Genomic DNA, 12,461 nt, shown 5'->3' on the forward strand with positions numbered 1-12,461 from the left:
CAGACAGCAGGTGTTACGCCCCGCCGTATTTCTCCAGCAGCGCTCTGACGATGGCCTCGGTTTCTGCATCTGCCAGCCCCCAGTAATCTGCCGGTCGGAAATGCATCTGGAATGCGGCAATCACTTTTTGTTGCTGTGCAGGGGCCATCTCTGACGACACCTGGTAACCATAACGGGCCAGCAAATCCAGTAACAGGTTGCTGTCGGTCAGCTGTTGTGGCGCTCTGCCTGCGAGAAAAAAGTGAACGCGCGGCGCATCAGGCCAGGCCCCAATCCCCTGCTCTGCCAGCCACTGCCAGGGAAACAACGGGCCGGGATCCTGTTTGCGTTGCGGCGCAATGTCACTGTGTGCCACCACATTCTGCGGCGGGATGTGATAGCGGTTGACGATATCACGAGCCATCGGCAGCAGCGCAGCCATCTGACCGGCGGGGAACGGAAACCAGACAACCCCATGCCGGGTACGCTGATATCCCTGATTTTCCAGCTCAATGCCAACAGACGTATCATTCAGTCGGGTTGCCCCGCGCCAGAAGCTACTACCAGCATGCCACGCCAGCTGCGATTCCGGCACCAGCCCGAATACCACCGGCTGGCGTGCCTTCTCCGCCGGTCGCGCCGGGATAAGGTAATGGGCGCTGACCTCGCGGTCGGTCAGTGTCGCCAGCGCAGAGGGAAAATCTTCGGCGGTATAGTGCAAAACCAGCATGCTAATCCGGGGCCTGGCACCATATGCCGGATGGCGGGTATCAACCAGATAGCCATCATGTTTCTCAACGCCGGAAGTGGCGCAAGCACTTAGCAGAAGCACTGACAGCAAGGCAAGCAGCCGGCGCATCAGCGACGGGTTTTCACGGCGGTGCCGCTGACGCTGACCATCAGCATGCTGCTGTCCTTACCGACCGTTTCATAATCAATATCAATGCCCACGACCGCATCAGCCCCCAGCGCGCTGGCCTGCGCTTCCAGTTCTGCAAAGGCAATCAGCCGCGCCTTGCGCAGCTCTTTCTCGTATGCGCCAGAACGCCCGCCAACGATGTCGCGAATACCGGCAAAAAAATCGCGAAAAATATTGGCTCCCAGAATCGCCTCGCCAGTGACCACGCCACAATATTCAATAATCGGCTGGCCTTCGAGGCCAGGAGTGGTTGAAAATTGCATTACGCTTTCTCCTCAATATCGTGCAGATGAAACCCGCCCTTACGGTCAAGCAGAACGGCTATACTCTATGCTAAAAAATGCCTTCCAGAAACAATAAGGAAATCAAGATGAAATTCTAGGCCATCGTCGCCCTGACTCCGCTGGCGCTGCTGCTGAGCGCCTGTACCACGGTCCAACCCGCTTATAAGGATATCGGTACCCGAATGGGACCCTGCGCTGATGGCGGTCCGGATTCTGTCGCGAAGCAGTTCTATGATTTGCGCACAGAGCAACCCACGGCCGGTCTGCCAGACGCACAACAACTGGCGAAATACCGCCCTTATCTTAGTGACAGGCTGTATCAGACGCTGCTTAAAGCCGGAAGCGAACCGAAAAAAGAAGCCGCCCTGTCTCAGGGTGACCTGTTTTCCAGCGTGGCAGCAGGCCCAACCTCTGCCAGCGTGGCGGATGCTTCCAGTATTCCCAACCACGATGCGCGCAATATCCCGCTGCGGGTCAGTCTGAGCCGTGACGGCAACAATAAGCAGGAATGGCAGGATGAAGTGCTGATGGTTCGTGAAGGCACCTGCTGGGCAGTAGACGATGTGCGCTACCTCAGTCCGAATCCCCATCTTGATGGCGGCTCGCTCAGCCAGCGTCTGCTGAAATAAATCACCGGCTGATGCCTGCCACACGGGCGTCAGCCGCTTCTCCCTGCTGTCTCCAGCGTCAATCCTTACGATTTTGTGCTGATATTTTGCTTTTCAGCCATGCAATTGCTAATTTTTGAGACGATGATTGCATAACCATGCCGTCAACGATAAGATTCGCAGCATCAATTGCTATTCACCTTTTGCGCATGAGTATTCAACTTAACGCTGTTAACTGCTTTTATGGTGCCCATCAGGCTCTGTTCGATATCCAGCTGGCGTGTCCCGAAGGGGAGACGCTGGTTCTGCTTGGCCCAAGCGGTGCCGGAAAAAGTTCACTGCTGCGCGTGCTTAACCTGCTGGAGATGCCGCGTTCCGGCACGCTGGCGATTGCCGGTCACCATTTTGATTTCAGTAAGCCCCCCTCTGACGCCACCATCCGTGAGCTGCGGCAGAATGTTGGCATGGTCTTTCAGCAATATCATCTCTGGCCACATCTGACCGTGAAGCAAAACCTGATCGAAGCACCCTGTCGCGTGCTTGGATTAGACAAAGAACAGGCCCATGCAAGGGCTGACAAACTGCTCGATCGCCTGCGCCTGAGCAAATTTGCCGATCGCTTCCCGCTTCACCTGTCTGGTGGTCAGCAACAGCGCGTCGCCATCGCCAGGGCGCTGATGATGGAACCGGCGGTCCTGCTGTTTGATGAACCGACCGCCGCGCTGGACCCCGAGATCACGGCTCAAATCGTTGCAATTATTCAGGAGCTTGCCCACACGCGCATTACCCAGGTTATTGTCACCCACGAGGTCGAAGTCGCGCGTAAAACCGCCAGTCGCGTGGTGTATATGGAAAACGGGTATATCGTCGAACAGGGTGATGCCAGCTGCTTTACACAGCCGCAAACCGATGCGTTTGCCCATTATCTGTCACATTGATGCAGGACATCATGATGAAAAAAGTCGTATTAGCCGTACTGCTTGCCGGTTTAAGCCTGAGCGCAACTGCTGCACAGACCCTTCGCTTTGCCACCGAAGCCTCCTACCCTCCGTTTGAATTTGTTGACGCAAACAACAAGATTCAGGGCTTTGATGTGGATCTGGCTAACGCGCTGTGCCATGAAATGAATGCAACCTGCACTTTCACTAATCAGGCCTTTGACAGCCTGATCCCCAGCCTGAAATTTCGTCGTTTTGATGCGGTAATGGCCGGTATGGATATCACCCCTGAGCGGGAAAAGCAGGTGCTGTTCAGCAAAGCCTATTACGACAACTCCGCCCTGTTTATTGCGCAGAAAGGTAAAATCACCTCAACAGACGCGCTGAAAGGCAAAAGCGTGGGCGTGCAAAACGGCACCACTCACCAGAAATACCTGACCGAGAAAATGACCGGCATTAAAACCGTGCCCTACGACAGCTATCAGAATGCCATCCTCGATCTGAAAAATGGCCGTATTGATGCGGTATTTGGTGACACCGCCGTGGTGAATGAGTGGCTGAAACAGAACGCAAATCTGGCAGCGGTAGGCGAAAAAGTGACAGATAAAGCCTATTTCGGCACCGGCCTGGGCATTGCCGTACGCCAGGGCAACAGCGAGCTGCAAAACCAGTTCAACACCGCGCTGGATAAAGTCAAAGCCGATGGCACCTGGAAGAAAATCTATGACAAATGGTTCCAGCAGTAATCTCTGAATGAACGAACTTTATCCTCTTGCAAGCGCCGCCGGGATGACCGTCGGCCTTGCCATTTCTGCCCTTACGGTCGGACTGGTGCTGGCGATGATTTTTGCTGCCTGGGAATCGGCGCGCTGGCGACCGCTGGCCTGGATAGCCACCGGCCTGGTAACCCTGTTTCGTGGTCTGCCGGAAATTCTGGTGGTGCTGTTTGTCTATTTTGGCGCCTCGCAGCTGCTGCTGACGCTCTCAGATGGTTTCACTATCAATCTGGCCGTGGTGAAAATTCCGGTACAGCTGGCTATTCAGAACTTTGACGTCAGTCCGTTTCTTTGCGGCGTGATTGCCCTGTCAATTCTCTACGCTTCCTACGCCTCACAGACGCTGCGTGGCGCACTGAAAGCGGTGCCTGGTGGTCAGTGGGAGTCAGGCCAGGCGCTGGGCATGAAGAAGAGCACGATTTTCTTTCGCCTGATCATGCCGCAAATGTGGCGTCATGCCTTACCGGGACTGGGCAACCAGTGGCTGGTGCTGCTGAAAGATACGGCACTGGTCTCTCTCATTAGCGTCAATGACATTATGCTTCAGACTAAAAGCATTGCCACGCGCACTCAGGAACCCTTCACCTGGTACATGATTGCCGCCGCCATCTATTTGCTGATTACGCTGCTGAGCCAGCAAATTCTGCAACGGATTGATGCCAGAGCCACACGATTTGAGCGGGGAAGCGACTGATGCTGGCTTATTTACCCGATCTGTTAAAAGGGCTTCACACCAGCCTGACGCTGACCGCCGCCGCGCTGGTTCTGGCCTTGCTGTTATCACTGCTGCTCACGGTGATCCTCTCCCTGAAGCTGCCGGTGCTCAGCCTGCTGGTGCGCGGTTATATCACGCTGTTCACCGGCACACCGCTGCTGGTGCAGATCTTTTTAATTTATTATGGCCCCGGGCAGTTTCCCGCCATTCAGTCAGTGCCGTGGCTGTGGAATCTGCTTTCCCAGCCGTGGTTGTGCGCACTGCTGGCGCTGTCACTGAACAGCGCGGCCTATACCACCCTGCTTTTTCATGGTGCGGTACGGGCAATTCCGTCCGGGCAGTGGCAATCCTGCGCAGCACTGGGTATGAACCGCAAAGACACGCTGCGCATCCTGCTTCCCTACGCCCTGAGACGCGCGCTCTCCTCCTGGTCCAATGAGGTGGTGTTGGTGTTCAAAGGCACCTCGCTGGCTTACACCATTACCCTGATGGAGGTGATGGGCAACAGTCAGCTGCTGTATGGCAGAACCTATGATGTCACGGTGTTTGCCGCCGCAGGGCTGATATATCTCTGTGTTAATGGCCTGCTGACGCTGTTGATGCGTCTGATTGAGCACCGCGCTCTGGCGTTCGAACGTCGTCACTGATCGACACCGGTAGTGCCTGTCACTACCGGAATCTTTCGGAAACAGCCCTTCTTTGGTGGTTAATCAACGGATAGCTTACTGCTGCCGACCGGCATAATAGCCTGTCTGTTAACCGCAAGGACGGTAAGTAATGCACAAGCTTTTCCTGGCCCTGTTACTCGCCAGCCTCAGTATGAGCGCGCTGGCGAACGGTTCATTACGCTTTGCCACCACCGCCGCAAATCCCCCCTTCGAATACCTCAACAACGATAACCAGATGGTGGGATTTGATATAGACGTGGCGAAAGGATTGTGTAAGCGTATGCAGGTTGAGTGTATTTTCACCAACACCGCTTTTGATCTGCTGCTACCATCCCTCAGATTTCGTCGCTACGATGCGGTGATTGCCGGTATGGATATTACCGATGAACGCCTGAAACAGGTGGACTTTACCCGCCCCTACCTGGCTAACTCCGGCACCATTATCGCGATGAAAAACCGCTACAGCGACTTTGCCCAACTGAAAGGTAAACGTGTGGGTGTGGGAGGGGACACCACGCAGCAGGCCTATCTGCAATCGGCGTGGCCGGAGATTATTCCGGTGGTGTATGACGACTACCAGAATGCGCTACTGGATATGCGCAGCAACAGACTGGATGCCATTTTTGGTGACACCCCTGCGGTGCAGCAACTGCTAAAAGCCAATTCGCAGCTTGCCTCGGTGGGTGAGCCAGTTACCGATGAACGTTATTTTGGCTCGGGGCTGGGCATTGCGGTACGCAAAGACGACGCTCAGCTACTGGAACAGCTGAACAACGCATTGCAGAGCCTGAAAGATGACGGCACGCTGCGCCAGCTCACCCAGCACTGGCTGGGTGTGGCGAATTGACCCTCAGCGACGTACCAACAGGGTCAGCACTTCGCTGTGCGCCGTGTGCGGAAACATATCAAACAGCTGCACTTTTTCCAGCCGGTAATCATTCAGCAAGGCAATATCACAGGCCAGACTTTGCGCGTTGCAGCTGGAATAGAGGATCCACTGTGGCAACATCGTGCTCAGCCAGCGGCAAAGCTCCGCGCCAATTCCACGACGCGGCGGATTCACCAGCACCAGCTCGGGAGCAGCCTGTTCAGAGGTGGCAAACGCGGTGGAATCCAGCGCAGCAAAACGCATCTGCTCCCTGCCCATCACCGCCGCTGAACGCTGCGCACAGGCAATGGCTTCAGCGCTGATTTCAATACCGGTCAGGCGCACTTCCTGACTGGCGCAATGCAGGCCAAAACCCCCGACACCGCAGAACAGATCCCACATACTGCTGACATCCAGCGCCCTCACCCACTGGCGGGCAGTGGCATAAAGTGAGGCCGCAACCTGTGGATTGGTTTGAAAAAAACTTTGCGGACGTATCCACAGCGGCACATCGTTCAACTGTTCGGCCAGCGCCTGATTCTCCGTCAGCGGGATCTCCTCTTCGCCTTCAAGAATGGCCATATGGACCGGCTGGATATTGGCGGAAACCACAGCGATCCGGGGCAGCTGCTGTTGCAGACCCGGCAGCTCGCGGGTCAACTGCGCCAGTTTTTCTTTTGAGCGCAAAACGAAACGCAGCATCAGCTCACCGCTGTGGCTGCTTTCAGTCAGCAGAATAAACTTCAGCTCGCCGCGTCTGCGCGCCACGTTATACGGCGTCAGTCCGGCCCTGGCGATAAACGGCTTAAGTTGGGCAAACACGTGGGCAAAACTTTCCGGATAGAGTGGGCAGTCACAGAGATCGACCGGTTGCCCGTCACGGTGCATCAGGCCGAGAACAGGCCGTTCAACGCTGCCGCTGACCACCATCTTTGCTTTATAGCGGAACTGCTGTTGTGCAGAGGTCACCGGTGGCAGCCACTGCGCAGCCGGATGCCCGGCCAGCAGCTGGCGCAACGTATGCTGCTTCTCATCAAGCTGCCGGGGATAAGGCACAGCCAGCCACTGGCAGGAGCGACAGCGGTCAGTTTCGTAAAGGGAGCAATGCATGTGGAGGTCCGTGGTTGGTACAGCGGGCCAGGATTGTACCATTGTGTCTTCAGCGATGGCGAAAAAATTCCCGACTGCTGGCAGGAATAAACAGCAGACACAGCACCAGTAAATCGGGCAGCATAGCGGAAATCAGCCGGGGAAGAAGCATCCCCTGACCGCTGCCGCTGATATTGAACAGTTCCGGATAGATCCAACCCATTGAAGCGACAGAGAGGTAAAACATCACCACCAGCTGTGCCAGCGCATAACCCCAGCGCGCCCAATTGCGGCCATGCATCACCGCCAGCGCACAGCGTAACTGAATGAAAAACAGCAGCTGGCTGGCGATAAAAATCAGCGTGGAATCCCAGGCCTGAGCGCTGCGATGCACAAAGCGCAACAGCTCGTTGATGCCCAGCTCGTGCACCTGAAGCGCAACGCCCACGCAGCGGATAGCAATGATGCTGACGCCTGCCACCAGCACCGGCACCGGAACAGATAAGGTTGATGACAGAACCGCTTTACCTTCTCTCAACACCTCTGACATGGTTTACTCCTGCCCTGGCCTGCTTTTGCTCCGGCATGGTGCAACTGCGCCAGCCTGTAGTTGTCTTGTCCATTTTTCGCCACAGCGGAAAAACAAACAGGATAGTTAATCAACGCTGAGTTGATATGATATTTTTTATTTCATTACTGAAACAGCAGATGGTGGGTTTTTGCTTTTTTCCACAGCACGTTCGCTTAATTTGTCTTCCCAGGCTCGATATCTGCTCATCACACCACGAAATAGCAGCATGCTATTTTTAGCGCAATTCGGGAAATATTTCCACTTTATGGAAATTGCCAGAAAGTCTGGCAGCATGAAAGATGCCGCCAGCAGTTCCTTTGTCGGTGCGGGTGGCGTCGGGGCAAAAGCCGGATTTTTATTTGCTCTGCCGCTGGTGCCAACGGTGATGCGGGTATCGGGCGTAATGGAAATTTTCACCCATTACGGTGCCATGCGTGCAGTACATAAATTACTGACCCCATTGCTAAGACCTTTATCAGGCATTCCGGGGCGTACCGGTCTGGCATTAATAACCGATTTCACTTTGTTCACTCTCGGGGCCAGATGCGCCCGGTGAGCAGAGTCTTTGAAATGTCATCGGGGATTTCATCAAAAAGTACATATTCTACTAACTGAAGTCATCACCCGCCGGGTTGAAAACGCTTTGCGACCACTTATTTTCTAATTATCAAAACACCCTTATAAAATCAATCACCATACTGTCATCATCAATCATGTAATTCAGCAATTAGTTTTACAACACGCCTACTTAACCCTCTCTTTTGGCAATATGAACTAACCTTTAAATAATTATAATTCCAACTATTTTAACTTGCATTATAATATAAATTATTGACAACGGTGTTTTATAAAATTAATAATAATGCCGAAATTTAATTAACAAGGAAACTTCGCAACTAACAATAAAAGCATATAAAGAGGATAAATTATTAACATTATTGTGATAAGAGATGGTGATTTTATAACAAAACACGCCAGGCTATTATTTTAGCCACGGCCAGGATATTTAAATTAGTATTGTTATATTTTTTATTCTGGAAAGATAAAGCTGATGAAAAATACATAACGAAGTGAGTCTGTTCCCTGCCTGCCGAACCAATCACCACAGGCTTAAAAAATAAAATTACTCAGTAATATCGTGCTTAATAACTTTCGATGAAATTATCACCCCTATTTTAGAGGTCAATAATGATTGATTATTTTTTGCCCCATAAATCTGATAGCGAACACATCAGTTATCCCTCAAGTAAATTTCCCCTTTGTTCTACTCAACGAGCTGTCTGGCTTGAACAAACACTTAATCCTGATACCTCCATATACAATATCAGCACGATAGCTCGTATTGATGGCGAACTTGATAGTCTCATATTTATAAAAGCTTTTTATTCATTACCCCAGCGCCATGATGCACTTCGATTACGACTTATCAAAACCCAGGGAATGCCACTTCAGGAATGTACTGATGCCCTGGGCACGATCACGACCTGGGATCTATCACAACAACCCGATGCAGAGGAGTCCGCCAGGATAAAAATGGACGCCAGCTTGATGAAACCGTTCAACTTATATGAAAACCTGTGGCGCTCCGAACTGTTAAAGGTTAGCGATACTCGCTGGTATTGGCAATTTTGTAGCCACCATCTGATTTCTGATGGTGCAGGCCTGAAGCTTATCATTGAGGATATGATTGACTGTTACAACAAACTATTAAATGGGGAGAACAATGATGACATCGCTCCATCCTATTTCGACTTCATTCAAGAAGATAGCCTCTATCTTAATTCAAAGCATTATAAATACGATTTAAAATTCTGGACAGAACGTTATAACAAACTGCCGCCAGCATTATGCCAACGCTCCGCCAGTAAAAAAATGACATCTCAAAAAAAAGAAAAACCTGTTATCTGGCAGATCGAAAAATCTCTCTTTCAACGCATCAAGGGCACAATGGCGAAACATGGATTGTCCATCCTTCACTTTATGTATGCTGTCCTGGCCTGCTACCTGGCACGAAGTACAGGCGAAGAAGAAATTGTTATTGGTATACCTGTACATAATAGAAAAAACGCAAAACAAAAACGCACCATGGGGATGTTTTCGTTAGTTATCCCTGTCAAAATCACCATTGACCTTGCCCGTGACTCTTTTCTTGACGTCATGTACAAAGCAGCAGCTGAACTGCGTCATTGTTACAAGCACCAACGTTTACCAATTACCGAAATCAATCAACTTACAAAGTTAAAACAAAAAACCGGACGCTCTCAACTTTTTGATATTACTTTATCATTTGAGTTATTCGAACTTAACGTTGATATGACAAATTGTGTTACTCAACTTCAGAAATCGTACCGGGAAACAATGTTCCCTCTTTCGGTAGCGATCCATCAATACATATTGACTCAAATTGAAGACAACTCCGACCAACCAGCCACAATCGAATTCAATTTTGATCCAAACTACTTCCGTCGTGAAGAAATCATCGCCCTACAATCCCGCCTGGCGGTTCTGACAGAAGAAGCTATTCAATCACTTGATACTCCAGCAGGAAGCGCGAAAATTTTGCCGTCTGCCGAACGTCAGCTGTTACTCCGGGATTTCAACGCCACCGACGCCGACTTCCCCCGCGAGGCGCTGATCCATCAGTTATTCGAGCAGCAGGCTGAACGCACCCCGCAGGCCACCGCCCTCATCTCTGACGATGAGACACTCAGCTACGCCGAACTTAACCGCCGTGCCAACCGCCTCGCCCATCACCTGCTGGCACTCGGCGTACGGCCCGACGACCGCGTGGCGCTCTGTGCCGAACGCGGTGCCGGAATGATCGTCGCCCTGCTCGCCATCCTAAAGGCCGGCGGCGCTTACCTGCCGCTTGACCCGGCATACCCGCCGGAGCGCCTCGCCTTTATGCTCGACGATGCCGCGCCGGTCGCCCTGCTGACGCAGTCATCGCTGGCCGAAATGCCGGGCGGCAGCCTGCCGGTGATCCTGCTTGATGTGCCACCAACCCGCCCCTTCAGCGAGGGTAACCCCGACGTGCCGGGCCTGACCTCTGCAAATCTGGCCTACGTCATCTATACCTCCGGCACCACCGGGAAGCCAAAGGGGGTAATGGTTGAGCATCGCAGCGTCATTAACCTGCACGCCGGGCTTGACGCCCTGCTCGACATCACCCGACCCTGCCGGGTGGCCATGAATGCGGGCATTGTGTTTGATGCCTCGGTACAGTGCTGGCTTCAGCTGCTCTCCGGCCATGCCCTGGTGATGGTGCCCCAGGCCGTACGCCGTGACAGCCGCCTGCTCTGGCGCTATTTTGCCCGCCACCGCGTCGACATCGTTGACTGCACCCCGGTTCAGCTGCAGGGCCTGCTGGAAAGCGGCCTCGGCACCTCGTCCGGCTATCAGCCACGCCGGGTTCTGACCGGCGGGGATGCCATTTCGCCGCAGGCATGGCGCGCGATGCAGCAGAACACCTCCACCCGCTTCATTAACGTCTACGGCCCCACGGAGTGCACGGTCGACGCCACCGCCTGTACCGTCTCTGCCGCGCTGCCGTGCCCCTGTATTGGTCGCCCCATCGCCAACACCCGTATTTATATCCTTGACGCCCGCGGACAGCTGGTGCCGCAAGGCGTCGCCGGGGAGATCCACATCGGCGGCGCGGGCGTCGCGCGCGGCTACCTTAACCGCCCGGAGCTTACCGCCGGACGCTTTATTCCCGACGCCTTCTCCCACGACCCGCTGGCCCGCCTCTACCGCACCGGCGACCTCGGCCGCTGGCTTCCCGACGGCAGCATTGAATTCCTCGGGCGCAACGACTTCCAGCTCAAGCTCCGGGGCTTCCGCATTGAGCCCGGCGAGATTGAAGCCCGCCTGGCCCGCTGCCCCGGCGTGCTGGACGCGGTGGTGATCGCCCGCGAGGACACCCCCGGCGACAGGCGACTCGTCGCCTATCTGCGCCCGCAGCACGGCGCCAGGCCCGAACCGGCCGACCTGCGCCGCCGGCTGGCCGCTGAGCTTGCGGAATATATGATCCCCGCCGCCTTCGTCACCCTCGACGCCTTTCCGCTCACCCCGAACGGCAAGCTCGACCGGAAGGCGCTGCCGGTGCCTGACCAGGCCGCCGTCGCCGTCCGCAGCTATGAAGCCCCCGAAGGTGAGCTGGAAACGCGCATCGCCGCCATCTGGCAGGCCCTGCTCGGACTGGCGCGCGTCGGCCGTCACGACCACTTCTTCGAGCTCGGCGGACACTCGCTGCTGGCTATTCAGTTAATCAATCATCTGAGCAAACAAGGCATGCAAGCATCATTAACCACGCTATTTTCATCTCCAACGTTGTGCGATCTGGCTCAGGCCATTAAGAACAACCCGGCAATAACAGAATCGTCTTTCGGGGCGCTCCCCGTTCCTTTAAGCCCCGAAGGGCGTTTACCGCCCCTGTTCCTGGTCCACGAAACCAGCGGCGATCCGCTGGTCTATTCGCCTCTGGCAAGACTGCTTCCTGCCGAACAGCCCGTTTACGCACTTCAGGCCCTCGGTATGCATACGCTGGACACCCCGCCAGACTCCCTGGAAGCGCTGGCCAGTTATCATATACAGGCAATTCGACGTATACAGGCCCACGGGCCTTATCATCTCGCCGGATGGTCTCTTGGCGGGGTGATTGCGCGGGAGATCGCCGGTCAGCTGATCAATCATGGAGAGGAGATTGGTTTCCTTGGCATGATCGATTCATTTAATCCGAACTACATCAAAACCCAATGCCAGAATAAGCAGACTGGCAATGCCGGGGAATATTTAAGTAAGGAGCAGGAAGAGGTCAATCTGGTTATTAATTATCTGCGCCACAAAATGAATATTACTGATGAAGAGAAGCTGAGGGATATATATGCACTCAATGATATAGAGCAAATTTTTAACTTTTGCCATCAGCACCAATGGTTGCCCGTAGGGATAACAAAAGAGGATGTGCTGATTCGTATCAATACTCAAAAGATGTTTGGACAACTTAGCAAACGCTATCACGCATCTGCTTCATAAGTGCCTGTT

The 12,461-nt window shown here is 53.7% G+C and carries 11 protein-coding genes and 1 pseudogene; 8 read left to right on the plus strand and 4 right to left on the minus strand.

Features of this window, described 5'->3' with window-relative positions:
* Positions 1-13 precede the first annotated feature (13 nt).
* Positions 14-838 carry an N-acetylmuramoyl-L-alanine amidase gene (locus tag AC3RPL_RS12590; RefSeq protein WP_490740263.1) on the minus strand — a complete coding sequence of 275 codons (825 nt, stop codon included), beginning with the start codon at positions 836-838 and terminating at the stop codon, positions 14-16.
* A complete protein-coding gene (locus tag AC3RPL_RS12595) occupies positions 838-1,161 on the minus strand; it encodes a heavy metal-binding domain-containing protein (RefSeq protein ID WP_034941224.1) in 324 nt (107 codons plus the stop codon). The genes AC3RPL_RS12590 and AC3RPL_RS12595 overlap by 1 nt, the downstream gene beginning before the upstream one ends.
* Positions 1,162-1,283: 122 nt before the next feature.
* On the opposite strand from AC3RPL_RS12595, the gene AC3RPL_RS12600 reads away from it, so the two are divergent.
* The 6 genes from AC3RPL_RS12600 (at position 1,284) to AC3RPL_RS12625 (ending at position 5,734) form a co-directional block, all read left to right on the plus strand.
* Positions 1,284-1,811: a lipoprotein gene (locus AC3RPL_RS12600; protein WP_490740691.1), complete on the plus strand. Its 528-nt coding sequence runs from the start codon at positions 1,284-1,286 to the stop codon at positions 1,809-1,811.
* Between the two features lie 188 nt (positions 1,812-1,999).
* A complete protein-coding gene (artP, locus tag AC3RPL_RS12605; RefSeq protein ID WP_034941231.1) occupies positions 2,000-2,728 on the plus strand; it encodes an arginine ABC transporter ATP-binding protein ArtP in 729 nt (242 codons plus the stop codon).
* Positions 2,729-2,742: 14 nt separating this feature from the next.
* A complete protein-coding gene (gene artJ, locus AC3RPL_RS12610) occupies positions 2,743-3,474 on the plus strand; it encodes an arginine ABC transporter substrate-binding protein (RefSeq protein ID WP_490740264.1) in 732 nt (243 codons plus the stop codon).
* 7 nt (positions 3,475-3,481) lie between these two features.
* Positions 3,482-4,198, plus strand: coding sequence for an arginine ABC transporter permease ArtQ (gene artQ, locus AC3RPL_RS12615; protein ID WP_034941238.1), 717 nt, complete (start codon positions 3,482-3,484; stop codon positions 4,196-4,198).
* Positions 4,198-4,866: an arginine ABC transporter permease ArtM gene (gene artM / locus AC3RPL_RS12620; RefSeq protein ID WP_034941241.1), complete on the plus strand. Its 669-nt coding sequence runs from the start codon at positions 4,198-4,200 to the stop codon at positions 4,864-4,866. Before artQ ends, artM begins: the two co-directional genes overlap by 1 nt.
* A 130-nt stretch (positions 4,867-4,996) precedes the next feature.
* Positions 4,997-5,734: a transporter substrate-binding domain-containing protein gene (locus tag AC3RPL_RS12625; protein WP_490740265.1), complete on the plus strand. Its 738-nt coding sequence runs from the start codon at positions 4,997-4,999 to the stop codon at positions 5,732-5,734.
* 3 nt (positions 5,735-5,737) lie between these two features.
* On the opposite strand, the gene rlmC is transcribed toward AC3RPL_RS12625, so the two are convergent.
* Both rlmC and AC3RPL_RS12635 read right to left on the minus strand, forming a co-directional pair.
* The gene (rlmC, locus tag AC3RPL_RS12630; protein WP_490740266.1) at positions 5,738-6,865 is read right to left on the minus strand and encodes a 23S rRNA (uracil(747)-C(5))-methyltransferase RlmC; all 1,128 of its coding nucleotides are present in this window, start codon (positions 6,863-6,865) and stop codon (positions 5,738-5,740) included.
* A gap of 49 nt (positions 6,866-6,914) precedes the next feature.
* Complete coding sequence (locus AC3RPL_RS12635) at positions 6,915-7,394, minus strand: YbjO family protein (protein WP_034941249.1); 480 nt, start codon at positions 7,392-7,394, stop codon at positions 6,915-6,917.
* A 277-nt stretch (positions 7,395-7,671) separates the two neighbouring features.
* Between AC3RPL_RS12635 and AC3RPL_RS12640 the strand changes: the two are divergent.
* Positions 7,672-7,956 (plus strand): annotated as a pseudogene (locus tag AC3RPL_RS12640) (nucleoside recognition domain-containing protein); the annotation flags it as partial.
* A gap of 647 nt (positions 7,957-8,603) precedes the next feature.
* A complete protein-coding gene (locus AC3RPL_RS12645; RefSeq protein WP_490740267.1) occupies positions 8,604-12,452 on the plus strand; it encodes a non-ribosomal peptide synthetase in 3,849 nt (1,282 codons plus the stop codon).
* Positions 12,453-12,461 lie beyond the last annotated feature (9 nt).

The sequence above is a fragment of the Erwinia papayae genome (assembly GCF_058241465.1).